Source organism: Methylophilus sp. YYY-1 (assembly GCF_029132825.1).
In the GTDB taxonomy this organism is placed as follows: Bacteria; Pseudomonadota; Gammaproteobacteria; order Burkholderiales; family Methylophilaceae; genus Methylophilus; species Methylophilus glucosoxydans.
Genome location: NZ_WOVG01000001.1, coordinates 101,906 through 117,549 on the forward strand (window position 1 = coordinate 101,906; position 15,644 = coordinate 117,549).

General features: G+C 46.5%; 12 protein-coding genes. 1 reads left to right on the plus strand and 11 read right to left on the minus strand.

Annotated features, from left to right (window positions below):
* Positions 1–56: 56 nt before the first annotated feature.
* The 11 genes from GOC95_RS00475 to GOC95_RS00525 all read right to left on the minus strand — a co-directional run bounded on the left by GOC95_RS00475 (position 57) and on the right by GOC95_RS00525 (position 14,221).
* The gene (locus tag GOC95_RS00475) at positions 57–1,964 is read right to left on the minus strand and encodes an ATP-binding cassette domain-containing protein (RefSeq protein WP_275354948.1); all 1,908 of its coding nucleotides are present in this window, start codon (positions 1,962–1,964) and stop codon (positions 57–59) included.
* A gap of 1 nt (position 1,965) precedes the next feature.
* Complete coding sequence (locus tag GOC95_RS00480) at positions 1,966–3,882, minus strand: nucleoside-diphosphate sugar epimerase/dehydratase (RefSeq protein ID WP_275354949.1); 1,917 nt, start codon at positions 3,880–3,882, stop codon at positions 1,966–1,968.
* 17 nt (positions 3,883–3,899) lie between these two features.
* Positions 3,900–4,475: a sugar transferase gene (locus tag GOC95_RS00485; RefSeq protein WP_275354951.1), complete on the minus strand. Its 576-nt coding sequence runs from the start codon at positions 4,473–4,475 to the stop codon at positions 3,900–3,902.
* Positions 4,465–5,352 carry an NAD-dependent epimerase/dehydratase family protein gene (locus tag GOC95_RS00490; RefSeq protein WP_275354952.1) on the minus strand — a complete coding sequence of 296 codons (888 nt, stop codon included), beginning with the start codon at positions 5,350–5,352 and terminating at the stop codon, positions 4,465–4,467. The genes GOC95_RS00485 and GOC95_RS00490 overlap by 11 nt, the downstream gene beginning before the upstream one ends.
* Positions 5,349–6,248, minus strand: a complete 900-nt coding sequence (locus GOC95_RS00495) for a glycosyltransferase (RefSeq protein WP_275354954.1) — start codon at positions 6,246–6,248, stop codon at positions 5,349–5,351. The genes GOC95_RS00490 and GOC95_RS00495 overlap by 4 nt, the downstream gene beginning before the upstream one ends.
* Before the next feature lie 11 nt (positions 6,249–6,259).
* Complete coding sequence (locus GOC95_RS00500) at positions 6,260–7,222, minus strand: glycosyltransferase family 2 protein (RefSeq protein ID WP_275354955.1); 963 nt, start codon at positions 7,220–7,222, stop codon at positions 6,260–6,262.
* Positions 7,212–8,540, minus strand: coding sequence for a hypothetical protein (locus GOC95_RS00505; RefSeq protein WP_275354957.1), 1,329 nt, complete (start codon positions 8,538–8,540; stop codon positions 7,212–7,214). The genes GOC95_RS00500 and GOC95_RS00505 overlap by 11 nt, the downstream gene beginning before the upstream one ends.
* A gap of 5 nt (positions 8,541–8,545) precedes the next feature.
* The gene (locus GOC95_RS00510; protein ID WP_275354959.1) at positions 8,546–10,408 is read right to left on the minus strand and encodes an acyltransferase family protein; all 1,863 of its coding nucleotides are present in this window, start codon (positions 10,406–10,408) and stop codon (positions 8,546–8,548) included.
* Positions 10,408–11,163 (minus strand): glycosyltransferase family A protein, encoded by a 756-nt coding sequence (locus GOC95_RS00515; protein WP_275354961.1) that lies wholly within the window; start codon positions 11,161–11,163, stop codon positions 10,408–10,410. Before GOC95_RS00515 ends, GOC95_RS00510 begins: the two co-directional genes overlap by 1 nt.
* Complete coding sequence (locus tag GOC95_RS00520) at positions 11,160–12,098, minus strand: hypothetical protein (protein ID WP_275354963.1); 939 nt, start codon at positions 12,096–12,098, stop codon at positions 11,160–11,162. Before GOC95_RS00520 ends, GOC95_RS00515 begins: the two co-directional genes overlap by 4 nt.
* 83 nt (positions 12,099–12,181) lie before the next feature.
* On the minus strand, positions 12,182–14,221 hold the full coding sequence (locus GOC95_RS00525) for a UvrD-helicase domain-containing protein (protein WP_275354964.1): 2,040 nt from the start codon (positions 14,219–14,221) through the stop codon (positions 12,182–12,184).
* 225 nt (positions 14,222–14,446) lie between these two features.
* Here GOC95_RS00525 and GOC95_RS00530 point away from each other — a divergent pair, with 225 nt between their 5' ends.
* A complete protein-coding gene (locus tag GOC95_RS00530) occupies positions 14,447–15,634 on the plus strand; it encodes a GGDEF domain-containing protein (protein WP_275356365.1) in 1,188 nt (395 codons plus the stop codon).
* Positions 15,635–15,644: the final 10 nt, after the last annotated feature.

Genomic DNA, 15,644 nt, shown 5'->3' on the forward strand with positions numbered 1-15,644 from the left:
ACGATCACAACCGTAAATGGCAATTCATCATTGCCATTTACAGGCTTGAGCGTTGCTTACTGGCTTTCCAGCCATTCCCAGCGCTCCAGTTTCTGCAAGATTAACGCTTCAATTTCATCCAGTCTCTCTTGTCGTTGCTTGACCTGCTCAGGCGCTTGCTTGTAAATGTCGCCTTGTGCAAACTGTGCCTGGATATCAGCTTGCTCTTGCTCTAATTGTTCAATTTCTGCAGGCAGCGCTTCAAGCTCACGCTGTTCCTTAAAGCTCAACTTTTTTCGGGTTGAGGTGTTGGATGAGGCGTTCGTGCTGACGGGGGACGAGGCTGCAGGCACCGGTTTTTCGACTGGTTTATTTGCAGCTTCGCGCTGCTGGCTAAAGCGCAGCCAGTCATCATAACCACCGCTAAATTCGGTGAGTTTGCCCTGGCCTTCAAAAGCAATGACTTGTGTCACCGTATTTTCCAGGAATGCCCGGTCATGACTCACCAGAAACAGGGTGCCCGCATAATCTTGCAGCAGGTTTTCCAGCAGTTCCAGCGTATCGATATCCAGATCGTTGGTGGGTTCGTCTAGCACCAATACATTGGCCGGACGCGCAAATAATCGGGCTAGTAACAGACGATTGCGTTCACCGCCAGACAGAGATTTGACCGGGGAGCGTGCACGTTGCGGTGCAAACAGAAAATCCTCAAGATAACCAATGACATGGGTGCGTGTTTCACCGATTTGAACATACTCCGATCCCGGACTGATCGTGTCCATCAGCGTTGCTTCCGGGTTGAGCTGTTCGCGCATCTGGTCAAAGTAGGCCACCTGGATATTCGTTCCCAGTTGCACCTTGCCCGCGCTCGGCGCCAACTCGCCCAAGAGCAGCTTAAGCAGGGTAGATTTACCGACTCCGTTCGGGCCTAGCAGTCCGATGCGGTCCCCCCGCATGATGCGGGTACTAAAGCGATTAATCAGCACTTTGTCACCAAACGCCATGCGCACTTCTTGCAGTTCTGCAATCAGCTTGCCTGAGCGCTCGCCCGCATCCAGTTGCAAGTGCACCTGACCTTGACGATCACGGCGTGCAGCGCGGTCAAGCCGCAGTTGTTCCAGTCTTCTGACGCGACCTTCATTGCGCGTGCGCCTGGCTTCAACCCCTTTGCGGATCCAGACTTCTTCCTGCGCTAGAAACTTGTCAAATTTGGCCTGGTGTTGTGCTTCTACGGTCAGCAATTCAGCCTTTTTCAGTTGGTACTGGCTATAGTTGCCTGTAAATTCGGTTAAATGACCGCGGTCAAGTTCGACAATACGGGTAGACAGGCGGTCCAGAAAGCGACGATCATGCGTAATCAGCATCACGCTGCCTTGATAGCCCAAGAGCAGCTCCTCTAGCCAGACGATTGCTTCCAGATCCAGATGGTTCGTCGGTTCATCGAGCAACAAGACATCGGGGGCTTGCACTAATGCCTGTGCTAGGGCCACGCGTTTGCGCCAGCCACCTGACAAGGTGGCAATTGGGGTGTCTGCCTGTAGCCCGAGTTTGGACAACACTGACTCAATGCGGGATTGTAGCGCCCAGCCGTTTTCAGCTTCCAGGCTGTGCTGTAATACTTGCATGCGATCGAGCAAAGCTTCAGTCTCTTGCGCCTGCGACAACTGCAGTGACAGGTCGTGATATTCTTTAAGTTGTGTCACGACATTCCCCAAGCCTTGGGCGACGGCAGTAAACACATCATGTGCTGCATCCAGCTCTGGCTCTTGCGGTACGTAGGCAATCTTGCTGCCAGGGTCGCGCCAATATTCGCCATCATCCAGTTTGATCAGCCCGGCGACCACTTTAAGCATGCTGGATTTACCGGTACCGTTACGGCCAATGATGCCGACACACTCCTTGTTATCCAGCTGAAAGTTGACTTGGTCCAGCAATGGCACATGACCAAAGGCCAGGCTGGCCTGTTTGAGTGTGATTAAAGGCATATCAGTGTATCTGTTGTGAAGGCGAGGGGAGGGTCTCTAAGGGCGCCAGAGCGGCACGTAAAGAGACAGAGGGGGCGGGCCGGGTATCTGGCTGATACTCCTCGACCCAGCGCTGCAAGTCTTGCTTGATTTGAGCCTCTGGCAAATGCGGTATGGTCGCCAACCACTCGAGCAACTGCGTCAGCCAAAGGCTATCTGCACTGCGCGCTTGGGCAATCCGTAGTTTTTCATGGCTCGTCGGCAAGGTGTTTTCATCATCTGCCAGCAACTCTTCATAAAGCTTTTCACCCGGACGCAGGCCGGTAAACTCAATGCGTATTTCTTGCTCTTGCAGACCGGATAGTTTAATCATGTCACGTGCCAGATCAATGATTTTGACCGGTGTGCCCATATCCATTACAAAGACTTCACCGCCGTTGCCCATGGTCGCTGCCTGTAATACCAGTTGCGCGGCCTCAGGGATGGACATAAAGTAGCGTGTGATCTCCGGGTGGGTAATTGTGATTGGGCCGCCGTGCGCAATTTGCTCGCGAAATTTTGGAATCACGCTGCCACTGCTTCCCAGCACGTTGCCAAAACGCACCGTGATAAAACGGGTGTGATTTTGCTTGTTTTGCAAGCCCTGACAAATGAGTTCGGCCAGACGCTTGCTGGCGCCCATGACATTGGTCGGATTCACTGCTTTATCAGTGGAGACCAGCACAAAAGTGGGCACATTAGCCGCCTGGCACGCCGCTGCAATCTGGTAGGTGCCGTAGGCATTGTTCTGCAAGGCCTCTACCACGTTAAAATGCTCCATCATAGGCACATGCTTATAAGCCCCGGCATGTAACACAACCTCCGGCTGATGATTTTGCAAGATGCGTTGCATCCTGGCCTGATTCTTCACATCCGCCACCAGATAGACCAGCTCTGCATTGGTGACGGACTGATTAAATTCTTGCTGCAAGGTATACAACGCATATTCCGAGATATCCAGACAGATTAATTGTGCCGGGTGAAAACTCAGTATTTGTCTGCACAGTTCAGAGCCAATGGAGCCCGCAGCCCCCGAGACCAGCACTACCTTGTTAGCCAACATCGTACTCAAGCCATGGGTATCCAGTTGCACCACATCACGCCCCAGCAAGTCCTCGACATCAATCTTGCGAATTTGCGAGAGACTGACCCTGCCACTGATCAGGTCAGACATGGCTGGCAGAGTCAAGACTTCCATCTCTGTTACTTTTCTGGCGGCTTCCACCGCCAATCTGCGCTTCTGGTGCCGGCTACTTGGCATCGCGATCATGCAATGCTTGCAGCCATAACGTGCGGCAATTGCTGGAATATCTTCCAGACCACCTTCTACCTTGGTGTGCATGATTTCGCGGCCCACCAGCCTGTTCGCAGGATCTATCATGGCCACGACACGCCATTCCGGATTTTTACTGAGCTCTTTAATCAGGTTAAAAGAAGCATCTTCAACCCCGATCACAATCACAGGTTTACCTTGCAGCGCAACCGTATTAAATAAGCGCCGCTCTTTCCAGGCACGGTATAAAAAACGGCTCCCGCCCATCGCCAAAATGAGCAACATAGGATTCAGGATCAGCACCGAACGCGGGATGATGATCGTTGGGTGGACCAGCAGGGCATACGCTGCGCTAAGCAAGGCAGCAAATCCTACTGCGCGCATAATCCGTTTTAAATCGGGCAGACTGGCAAACCGCCAAAGTCCTTTATAAAGGCCAAAGGTATAAAAACAAATGGCATGAATGGCAAAAATCACTGGCAATGTTTGCCAGATATACTGCACAAAAGTGGAGGGTATCTGAAAGTTAAAGCGTAAAGAGAAAGCAAAGATCCATGCCGCGACCAGGACGACCGCATCATGAGCAAACGCAAAAAAAGACAAAACGCGTGTTGGTAGCCTGAGCATAGCAATCAAACAAACAATCAATGCGTGATGTTATCACGCCTTAATACCTTGATCACTGTTAGCACAATAATCTTGATATCAAGACAGAGGGATTGACGTTGCAAGTAATACACATCTAACGCCACTTTTTGTGGGATTGGAATTTCGTCCCGGCCATTCACTTGCGCCCAGCCTGTGATGCCTGGTTTCAGTGTATGGACGTTTTTTTCAGTGCGCAATGCAATCAAATCGTCCTGATTGAACAGTGCAGGCCGTGGACCGACAATGGACATGTCGCCTTTCAGCACACTCCATAATTGCGGTAACTCATCCAGGCTGGTTTTGCGGATAAAGCTTCCTACTGGCGTTAAAAATGCGTTTGGATCCTTTTGCTGATTCATTAAATGGGTGGCCATTTGTGGCGTTCCCACACGCATGGACCGGAACTTTGGCATGCTAAAAAGCTGGTTATGCTGACCAACGCGCTTGCTCCAGTACAACGCCGGGCCTGTGGAGCTGAGTTTCACCAATAGATAAGTCGCTAATAACAAGGGACTCAAGCATGTTGTTGCGATCAGCGCCAGTACAATATCTAAAACTCTCTTAATCCACATAGTCTGCCACAGTACGTTTAATGCCTTCGTCAAAGCTGATGACCGGCTGCCAGCCCAACATTTGCTTTGCCTTTGCGGTATTCACTTGCAAATTGCCCAATAAGCGATCACTCAAGCTGTGTCTGCCAACCAAACTAAACATCCATTTCATCAGCAAAGGCGGAAATGGTAACAATAAGGGTCTGAGCCCTAGCGATTTTTTAATTGTTCGGATTAATGTCATTGTGGAAACATCGTGATCGTCTGAGATCAAGAATATTTGATTGGCAGCGTGCGGGTGATGGCAGCATAACGTAATAAAATCATTCAAATTTTCCAAACTAATCAGGCTGCGTTTGTTATAAATAGTCGCAAATGGTAAGGGGACGGTTTTTTTACAAAGGGTAATCAGCGATTTAAAGTTGGCTTTGACGCCTGGTCCATAAATGAGCGGTGGACGTATGATCACCCATTCGATGCCATTCGCTGCACAAAAGCCCTTCAATGCAATCTCAGCCTCAAGTTTTGATTTGCCATACGCATCAAGCGGCGCTGGTTTATCCTCAGGTGTAAAGGGCGTTTCAGTGCTTTCGCCATTGACTTTGACTGAGCTTAAAAAAATAAACCTTTTAATGCCCAGATCTTTGGCCAGTTGTGCCATTTTCATTGTGTAATTGATATTTATATCCGCGTAGGCTTGATAGACATTCGTTGCCGTTTCTTGCATGATATGTGCCCGTCCAGCTAAGCTCACCAGACAGTCGTAAGGGATGTCTGACCATAAGCTGGTAAAGGGCGAATGGCGATCAATTTTTGTAACAGAAAGTCCGGCCTTTTGTAAAAAAGCACATAAAGCTTGACCGACAAATCCAGAGGCGCCAGAGACCAGAATATTCATTTTTTTGCCAGAAAAAGCACATATAACGCGAACGCTACCTGGTCGCGAAGTCTACGTCTGAACTGATGAGCATGCAGAGCAAGCTTGAAGCGATCAAATAGATTCAAGCGTACAAAACTATTGATTGGCCAGCGATTTTCATATCCTACTGCGGCGGCAATCAGCAATATTTGTTGGCGATACCAGCCTTGTCCCAGTTTTATTAATCTGGCGATCATCGGCTTCAGTCCCCGGTTTGCACCGATGACATTATTTGCATGCTGTCTATACATCATGCTGGGGTAGGAATCTATGTACCATTGATAACCTTTAGAACGGGCAAATGCATAAATAAACCAGTCATGTAAGAAAATTTCCTGTGTCTGCAAAACATTGTTTCTTAAGTAGGATTGCAATTCGACTGCAAGTTTTTTGGAGAGCACAAAAGTACATCCAGGGCCAGCAGACTCAAACATGAAGTCATGATTCGTTTGTGCTTGTGCTTTATCAATCAGTATCTGTTTTCCATCCTGCCAGAAAGCTGTCACATTGCTGGAGTAAGCGTGTGTATGGTGTTGGGAAATCATGACGATTGCATTTTTTAACTTGGTTGCGTGCCAAACGTCATCCTGATCGGAGAGGGCAATATAGTCAAATGGTTGCAGCTCAACTTCTCTCAACAAATGAAAAAAATTTTTTGCTGCACTGCCTAACACACCTTGATTAGGTAGCTTATACAGCGTCGGATAGCTATCTTTAAGTGTATCAACCAATGAACTGGTATTGTCTGAGGATAAATCAACGCTAATTGCAAGCGTAACTTCAACTTCTTCCTGAGAGTAAATGCTTTTAACTTGTTCCTTTAGCCAGTTTTCTCCATTATAAGCAGCAAGTAGGACTAAAACGTTGGGGTGCATAAGCGTAATGTTTAGTTGGGCTCAATATTGGATTTTGGAATGGCGATACAACTGGATGACTCTGTTATTAGTTTACCATCTATCCCGGTTAATCCATGAAACAGCCCTAACAATAACATGCGTATACGTAACAATCTATTTGGGGCAAAAATGATGAAAAACAAACAGAAGTAAAGTAGCCTGAGCAGTAAAAAAAGTTTTATCGGGTAAAGACCTGAAATGTTCTTGATGCAAAAAACAGTATTCCTGAACATATAGTAATCACGGTAAGGTGCATGGTGAGAAACTTGCCTGTTCTTCATAAATGGAATGGTTTGAGCATGGTCACCGATCGCATGAATCAGTCTCGCATCATTAACTCCATACAGTTTGTAGCCTGCACACAGGGCGCGCATGCACCATTCCGTATCAACATGATCAATAAAATAACCACTTCTATTCCCGCCGATTGCCTGAATAGCCTCTAGCGAGACCAATGAGCCAGACGATATCAAAAAACAAGCCTCTGTTACATGGCTGGCTTCATTTGTGTCTTTTTTTACTTCTCTGACAGGATAACCATGTTTAAGCACTAAAAATGGTGATTCGATCTTGGTCCTTGCATCAATGGTAACCGGCGCGGTAATCGCTACTTTATTCCCTGCAGCAAGCTCACAAAAACACTTTAAAAGTGCATTCACCATGTGTGGTGTTGGAACACTGTCTTGGTCTAGAAACAATATATAGTCAAATTTTTGTTTTATTGCATACTCAATTGCAATATTTTGTGCGTAGGCAATGCCCATATTATCCGCAAGATGAATAATTTTTACATTCATCTCTTTGGAGGGATTTAGATTAAAGGAGTGAAGTGGACTATTGTCGATGATGACCATTTCATCGACCTGTTCTTTAGTCTCGGAAACCAATTTAGAGAGTGAATCGTTACAGGGATTGTATGTTACTACCGCTGCAAGGACTTTTTTATTGTTCATTTTTTCCTAAAATCTTGGTATGGAACTGATGTAGAACGTAAATAGCGCCAAGCATGCCAATCAACACAGTATTGATCAAATAGATCCCAAAAATATAACTGACCTCTTTGAGTACGTAAATAACGCAAATCGAGGTAAATAAAAAAATAATTCTTAGCAGGTTTAATTTGAAAAGAGGATCTAGCTTAAATGACAGCAGATAAGTATTGATGGATGTGTAAACATGTATTCCGATTGCTGTAATCGAAAATAGTAAAATATATTTTGCGCTTAAGAATCTGGATAAGTATGGTGAGTTTGTTTGGTTGAGCGCAAAAAATAATGTCCACAGTATTAATAGCAATAAGATTAATACAAGCAATGACGTCCCAAATAAGCTTTTAAACTGAGCGTAAACTTTTAAACGCTCTCCTTTTGATATCGAAGCGCCAAACAGGGCAAGTTTGGAATTGATCCAGGTAATGGCAAATCCATTTATTGCATTAAACGCTTGTAGGGTGACGCCTAGTTTACCTGCCAGTTCAACTTGCCCGAGAGCAAACATTAACGGAACATAGACTTGTGCACCCATGTAGATAGAGAGAAAAGACACGCTCAGTCTTTTTTGTAAGGGGAAGACAGATTTTAGGTATGAAAAAAAATCTTTGATTGAGATGTGTTGGTTAAGCGCTTGCCGAATAAATAAGCCGTATTGACTGAGCAGCCATGCGCTTAATGTTATGACATTTGCAATTGCCTGTATGACCAATGCATAAACGCCGAGGTGAGAGGATAAACAAAGCCATAAGGTCGGAATGGAGACGAGAGTCGAGAGCATTCTTGCGATTGCAACATCATTAATTTTTCCTGTGCCCTCAATGATATTAATGGCTGTATTGATGAAAAAACTTAAACAATAAACCAGTACCAGTAAAAGCCAGGGCAGATAAAGCGTAGCGGATTTTTCGAGGAGGATGCCACCTAGCACACCTAATGACAGCGCCATGAATATGGCAAGAAAAAACGCATGTACTAGAATATTCTTAACCAGAGTCAGAAACTGATTTAACGATGATTCAGGCCCGACCAACCTCTGCTTCTGAAAATAAGTGTCGCGCACATGGTGACTTATTAACTGGATGATTAATGTACTGAGACCAAACTCAAAAAAAACACTAAAACCAATCAAATTTAAAAAGGTGTAGTAGTGTCCCTGAAGTTTATCGTTTAAGTAATGGAGTACAAAGTAGATTGTGACAAAGCCACCAAGGCTATTAATGACTCTGCCTGCAAGAATCAGCAATACTGTTTTATCAACGAGATGTGTTTTGTTAAACATAGGATCTAATGATAAAGTCCACTTAGTACGCTTGGATCCAGATGTTCTAGTAAGAACTGCCCGCCAGCTTCGGAAAGGTGTGAGCTATCCAGATACAATATTTTAGAGCCATTTAAAACCGGGCATCTGTCTTCATGACACATGGCAGGCATAGGGTCGATGACTTTTAGGCCATATTTTTGAACGATAGGCGCTATTTTTTCCCGGTAGCGCTGCTCATTCTGAGTCACAAGCGTTTTCGGTAAATCACACCCCTTTAACTCGAAAGGCAATCTTTCAAAACATCTTCTAGGTTCTGCACCTAAGGGCACTGAGTAAACAATATATATTTGATCGATGGTTTTTGAATATGCAGCAATAGTGTTTTCAAAAGACTGCCAAAAAAAATCCGACCTAAACGTCTGGCCGTTGACCGTGATGCCATCACTGTATAACGGCCATTGTGCAGCAATAATCAGCGTTTTAAACGTATGCCGCTGCGTGATGTACTCAAAAGTTTTTGCCGAAAAATGACGGCAGTCATGAGTACCATACCCAATCAGCGCAGGGCACATACCCATGCCCAATTGAAGGTAGTTAGATTTTTCAGAAGATTCAAATGCGTTAAGTACCGTCGTGAAGGCATTTGATTGGCTATCCCCAATGACAGCCAACTTGGTTCCGCCCTCTACATAGTGATCATCATTGCAGCGGTCTTCTTTATGAGGCTTCCCAATATACTTCTCGCATGACCTTCTGTAAGTCATGACTAACGTATTGTTTTGATTGAGTTCTGCGTTATTAAGATGAACGGTTCTTGATGTGAAGCCTTTGTTGATGATGACGAGCACAGAAACGGCTGCGGTTGCGAGCAGGAGCGTGATCAATAGCTTAAGTTTTTGGTCTTTCTTTAGCCATTTTTCAAAGTAGAAAGTCGTCACAAAGGCTAGCGCCATGGATACTATTAAGAGTTTGATTCTGAACAGAGGGGTGAGTCCTCCCCAAATCAATTTGGAGTATTCTAGTAATGGCCAATGCCATAGATACAGCGCATAGCTCATTTCGCCGACAAGGGTTAGTGGATAGAGCGAAAGGGATGTGGTCACAATGTTGGGTCTTGTTCGCACTAGCAGCAGTGCGGCGGCCAACACTGGTAATATCGTGATGAGCCCTGGGTGTGTTGACTCAGTGGACATAAGAGATAATGCCAGGGCGAGTAAAGCCACTCCCAGATAACTCAGGACCGGAGTAGATTCTTTATCTTTTTGTAGCAATGCAGCGATCGCGCCTGCCAAAAACTCCCATAGTCGAAACGGCGTAAAGAAGAAAACGGCAGAAGGTGCGCGATTGACCAAGGTAATATCAAGCAAAATAGATACTGTTGTGCACCCGAGCAGCAACAACAGCATGTTGTTTCGCTTGCGACATAAACTGCAAAGTAGTGCAATAAAAATATAAAACTGAAACTCTACTGCCAATGACCATAGGTGTAGTAGTGGGCGAATATTAATCGCATTATCGAAATATCCACTTTTGGAAAACTCAAAGTAGTTGGATTGTGCCAATAAAGACGCTAAGACTGAGGTGGATAAATCAACATACTCTCCTGCCAATAATACACACCCACCTATCGCCAGGGTACAGATGAGGATTAGCAGAAATGATGGAAATAGTCTTAGAAATCTGCCTTTCAGGAATGCTTTTAAAGGGAGTTCGTAATTATTTTTTGAAATAATTTGAAAAATCAGATATCCGGAAATGACAAAAAAGACATCCACCCCAATAAAGCCAGCCTTGAGATAGCTGGGGAAATAGTGGTAAATCAGAACAAAAGCAATGGATAATGCTCTCAGACCACTGATTTCTGGACGGTAATGCAGCTTATTCATCAATTTCTATACAGAACGTGTTTTTTGATGAGATTTCTTAGCTTGATGTAGGCGCGGGCGAAGAAAGCACTTTCCCATTCCTGAGGAATATGGTCTCCCCATCCAATGTGCTTGACATATCCCCCAGGATGAATCGTGATGGCGGCTCTAAATCCAAGTCGGTCATAGTAAATCGACAGGTCAATTTCTGAAGCAACGCTTTGATTTTTCTTACCAATCAGGATTGGCTTTTCTGCATAAGGGGCCAGCAGATGGTAGTCTGCCAATCGCCTTAGCCCCGGATTAAATGTAAATCCGCTCCATGCGCCGCGATACTTTCTTTGCATTAACTTGTTATCAAAACCTTCGACCGATTCGGATTGCGAGATTGGATGCGTGTTCGTATCGTCGTGAGCTCTCAACCAAACAGTAATTACCTGTTGATGACGCTCAAGGATAGCTAGTGACTCCTCAATGAAGCCTTCCTGGTAAAACTCCCAATCATCTTCGCAATGAAACACATAAGGCGTGGTAATGCTGGAATAGAGCTTATCAATCGAACGAATCTGCCCGATATTTTCTGTATTCAAAATAAACTCGTAGCTGTTGGGAATGCAGGCACTAATACGTTCAGTGTCAAACCCACCGCAGCTATCATCAATAATAATGGTTTTGAAGATAGGGTAAGTGTTGAATTTGTAAAAGCTTTTAAGCGTCTTTTCCAGTAAGTCCATTCGGCCACAAGATGTGATGGCTAGGGTGATCGGATGTGTCACGCGTGCTGCTCCCATGGGTAGTCAAAACCGAATTGTTCTCGAAGCGCTGTTCTTAATTTCAAGTGATCATACATGGATTTCCCTATGCCTTGATCAACCCATACGGAGTGGCCGGTTTTTCCATCTTCCCAGTGTAAATAAAACGTGCTTTTATCCTTTCCAGCAAGCGGATCTGTAAAGCTCATGCCGTCTTCAATCAACTTTGAAAACCAATAAGCGGAAGTATCTCCTCTATCATCAAAGTTACCAAAAAATATTTTATGTTTTTGCGTTATTTTTTTAGCTATACCGACTTTTAGTAAAGCGGACCATTCATTTATCCGGCATGCCCATTTGTGGTCATTTTTATCCAGTTTGGTATTTGGCCATTGTTGAGAAGGGCGATATCCGGCACAAATTTTTTCAGGATTACAGCCAACCGCTTGATAGGCACAGCGCCAGCATTGACCTAGGTCTCCGACAATTCCAGGGTTGGGGAGATTTTTAATAGCGTTGAGATAGAGTGCAATAATGTCCCCATTAAAGCTGATGTCATCATGCATGATAAACAGATATTCTTTGTCCGTATTTTCGATGGCCCATTGGTAACGTAAATCCTCCCTGTCTACAAAAATAGATTTATTTTTATAGAAGTTCCATAGCATTCTGAAAAACATATAGCGATATGTCAGATACGTCGGCTTGTAGCCTTTGACGAATGAAAGCCACCACCCCATTCTGTGATTGTTTCTTCGAACGTTTATTTTCCAGGGATGCAATGCTTTTAAAAGCGCATCGGATTTGTAAGCTTTGAGTATTTCTGGCGGAGATTGATCATCATTGATCCAGACCGTATCTACCAAGTCTTTTGATTGTTGGTGAAGGGTGAGCAGCGAGTAAATTAGAGATTCCGGTTTTTTAAAAGACTGAATGGCAACATCGACTTTGTTTAACATGGTGAAATCCCGCCTATTGCATAGTTCCGGTCATTTTAGCTGTAATAAGACTGCTTAACGGTTTGGTGTTAGCGAGCTAGTAGCTAGGATTGGATTGATGTGGTTTTACTCGCCAGCATCGCCTTAATATTTGCCATCTTACTCTTGCCATAATCTTTACTCAGCACCTGATCTGGCCCATTAAACGGGTTGCCAAAGTGTTTAACATCATCTTTAGGCAATTCGGCAATAAAGCGGCTAGGCTCGCAGGCTTGCATTTCTCCGGCGCGTTTACGTTTTTTGCACCAGGTGATGTTGAGTGATTTTTGGGCGCGGGTGATGCCTACATACATGAGTCGGCGTTCTTCTTCAATCTGGTCAGCGTCGATGGAGTTGGTGTGCGGCAGGATGCCTTCTTCACAGCCGATCAGAAACACATGGCCGTATTCCAGTCCTTTTGAGGCGTGCAGGGTAGAGAGTTTGACGGCATCTGGCTCGCCATCTTCGCGGCCTTCTAGCATGGTGATGAGCGAAACCAGTTGTGTCAGTTCGATGAGGTTTTTACCGTCCGATTCATGGCCGAACTCGGTCGAGGCTTCGCCTTTTTTGCTGAGCCAGGCGACGAATTCTTGTACATTGCTCCAGCGCGTCTCGGCAGATCTGGCTTCTTCACCGTCGTACAGATAGCTTTCATACTGGATGGCGGTGAGTAAGTCGCTGAGCACTTCGTTAGCAGGGTCTTTGACAGCACGGCCTTGCAGTGTTTGGATAAAACGGCAGAAGGTCAGCAGGTCATCGAGCTGTTTGGCGCCGACCTCATGCTGAAAGTCACCTTCAAAGGCGGCGGCAAACAATGACATTTTGTGCGCGCTGGCGTATTCGCCCAATCGCTCCAGCGTGGTGTTGCCTATGCCTTTTTTCGGCGTGGTGGCGGCACGGATAAACGCAGGATCATCATCTTCGTTCATGATCAGGCGCAGGTAGCTGATGATGTCTTTGATCTCAGCCTTGTCAAAAAAGGATTGGCCCCCCGAAATTGTGTAGGGGATTTTGTGGTTACGCAGAAATTGCTCAATAATCCGCGCCTGGTGGTTGCTGCGGTAGAGAATGGCGTAGTCTTTGTAAGTCGTGCGATGCTCGAATTTGTGCGCTTGCAGCTTCATCACCACGGTTTCTGCTTCGTGCTCTTCACTTTGCGTCGCCGTGACGTGGATCAGGTCGCCGGTGCCGAGTTCGCTCCACAGTTTTTTCTCAAACAGTTTGGGGTTGTTGGCAATGACGTGGTTGGCCGCGCGCAAAATCCGCACGGTAGAGCGGTAGTTTTGTTCGAGCTTGATCACCTTGAGTTTGGAAAAGTCTGTGGTCAACTGACGCAAGTTCTCCACGTCGGCACCACGCCAGCCATAAATCGCCTGGTCATCGTCGCCTACGGCGGTGAATTGTGCTCTCAGGCCGGTTAGCTGTTTAATCAGCTTGTACTGGCAAGCATTGGTATCCTGATATTCATCCACGAGCAGGTAGTGCAACTTGCGTTGCCATTTTTCCAGCATTTCACTGTGCTGATTAAACAGCTCCACCGGCACCTTGATCAGGTCATCAAAGTCTACCGCCTGATATGCGCGCAGGGTTTGCTGATAAAGCTGGTACACCCGGGCTGCGGCATGGGTGAGCTCTTCATCGGCTTGTGATTTGGCCTGATCCGGGCTGATAAAGTCATTCTTCCAACTGGAGATTTGCCATTGTGTTTTGCGCAACAGTTGCTTGTCGGTGGTGGCTAAAATATCACTGAGGATTTTAAAGCTGTCCGAGGCGTCCAGAATGGAGAATTGCGGTTTATAGCCGAGCAGCGCCGCTTCCTGGCGCAAAATCTGCAAGCCTAGGGAGTGAAAAGTGGTGACGGTAAGTCCCTTGCCACTTTTGCCTTCCAGCAAGGGGGTCACGCGTTCCTGCATCTCACGCGCGGCCTTGTTGGTAAAGGTGATCGCCGCGATTTGATGGCCCTGGTAACCCGCCTGGTTGATCAGGTAGGCAATTTTTTGGGTAATGACGCGGGTTTTACCACTGCCAGCGCCTGCCAGTACCAGCAACGGGCCGTCAAGATAGTGAATCGCTTCACGCTGGGGAGGATTTAACAGATGCTGCATGAGCGGATTGATAAAACGTGTTTCAGTACAAAGTGGAGAATAATGGGAAAGCAGACAATTATTAGCCTAGATGGACTATTCAACCCTTTCATTTATATGGGTATAGTCCTGTAACCATAGTATGATGTTTCTTCAGGTTAACTAACTTTGTCCGTCCCTGTGTTTGATCTCAATAGCGCCATTCTATCATCAATTGGACTCACCCTAACGCTGGTTCTGGTCTTGATGATTTCTGGGGCCTATCAGCAGCGCCGCCTGATCATGGGTTGGGTGCGGGGCTTGCTCATTTTTGCCTGTGGACTGGCCGTGTATTTCTTTTCGCAAACTAGCCTCATTATCGGACCACAAAGTATCTATATTGCGGCGGCGGTGACTCTGGTGGCACAAGGCTTGAGTCAGCTCGTCAATGGGATACGCATGTTCAGGGGGTATCGCGTTTACCGCTATTGGACCTTGCTCGTGATTACCACCTTGCTGGCCTGCAATGCCGTGATGTTGAACATGCATATTTCCAATCGCTGGCTGCTACTGAGTAATTTAGCCGTTTTGCTCTGGATATTTGCCTACGGCAGCCGCAGTTTAGTGGGGCATGGAAAAGATTTTGTCGCCAATATCTTTTGGCTGTGTTGTAGTCTGTTTGCCATGGTTGGCTTGATCCTGGCCATTGTCGCAGTCAAGGTTGGCCTGGCGGAACAGGCGAGTCTCGATGGTTTTGGCGATTGGAGTATCCATGCTTATCTGGTGTCCTTTTTCATGCTGGTCATCACGGCGGTGGTGAGCTTGCTGTTGTTGGTCATGCATGTCAAGGCACAAGCCGGGCTGCAGGCGATTGCGACGCTGGATGGCCTGACTGGGGTGCTGAATCGGCGTGGCCTGCAAGAAGCCGCCAGTCGCATGCAGGCGGTTTCGCAACGCATTCAGCTCCCCATGGGCATGCTGATTGTCGACCTGGATTACTTTAAAAAGGTGAATGATGTGTATGGTCACCTGGTGGGCGATGTCGTGCTTAAGTCTTGCGCCGAGACCATACGTGCCGCCTTGCGTGGCGGCGATGTCATCGGGCGCTATGGTGGCGAGGAGTTCTGCATCTTGATGCCCAATACCGGTGAGCAGGAGGCCATGGTGCTGGCAGAGCGCATCCGCCGGATTATTGAGGTGACGCCTGTGAGCATTGCCGGCGTTGAGAGCATGAGTCGTGAGACCCAGGCGATTAAATGTACGGTCAGTGTGGGGGCAGTGAGTTCAGAAACCATGGGCTATGTGATTGATGCCTTGTTTGCAGCGGCAGACCAGAATCTCTACCGTGCCAAGCAAAACGGCCGCAACCGTATTGTGAGCAATATAGAGCAGTTGCTGGATAAGTCCCCAGTGAAAGGTAAGCCTGCGAAACGGCATGCCAGCGTGATTGCCTAACTTCAGAGAG

What these genes read in the sequence shown, in the direction of transcription:
- GOC95_RS00480 (WP_275354949.1), bottom strand. Translation starts at nt 3,882, where the DNA reads ATGCTCAGGCTACCAACACGCGTTTTGTCTTTTTTTGCGTTTGCTCAT.
- GOC95_RS00490 (WP_275354952.1), bottom strand. Translation starts at nt 5,352, where the DNA reads ATGAATATTCTGGTCTCTGGCGCCTCTGGATTTGTCGGTCAAGCTTTA.
- GOC95_RS00485 (WP_275354951.1), bottom strand. Translation starts at nt 4,475, where the DNA reads ATGTGGATTAAGAGAGTTTTAGATATTGTACTGGCGCTGATCGCAACA.
- GOC95_RS00525 (WP_275354964.1), bottom strand. Translation starts at nt 14,221, where the DNA reads ATGCAGCATCTGTTAAATCCTCCCCAGCGTGAAGCGATTCACTATCTT.
- GOC95_RS00500 (WP_275354955.1), bottom strand. Translation starts at nt 7,222, where the DNA reads ATGAACAATAAAAAAGTCCTTGCAGCGGTAGTAACATACAATCCCTGT.
- GOC95_RS00520 (WP_275354963.1), bottom strand. Translation starts at nt 12,098, where the DNA reads ATGTTAAACAAAGTCGATGTTGCCATTCAGTCTTTTAAAAAACCGGAA.
- GOC95_RS00510 (WP_275354959.1), bottom strand. Translation starts at nt 10,408, where the DNA reads ATGAATAAGCTGCATTACCGTCCAGAAATCAGTGGTCTGAGAGCATTA.
- GOC95_RS00495 (WP_275354954.1), bottom strand. Translation starts at nt 6,248, where the DNA reads ATGCACCCCAACGTTTTAGTCCTACTTGCTGCTTATAATGGAGAAAAC.
- GOC95_RS00505 (WP_275354957.1), bottom strand. Translation starts at nt 8,540, where the DNA reads ATGTTTAACAAAACACATCTCGTTGATAAAACAGTATTGCTGATTCTT.
- GOC95_RS00530 (WP_275356365.1), top strand. Translation starts at nt 14,447, where the DNA reads ATGATTTCTGGGGCCTATCAGCAGCGCCGCCTGATCATGGGTTGGGTG.
- GOC95_RS00475 (WP_275354948.1), bottom strand. Translation starts at nt 1,964, where the DNA reads ATGCCTTTAATCACACTCAAACAGGCCAGCCTGGCCTTTGGTCATGTG.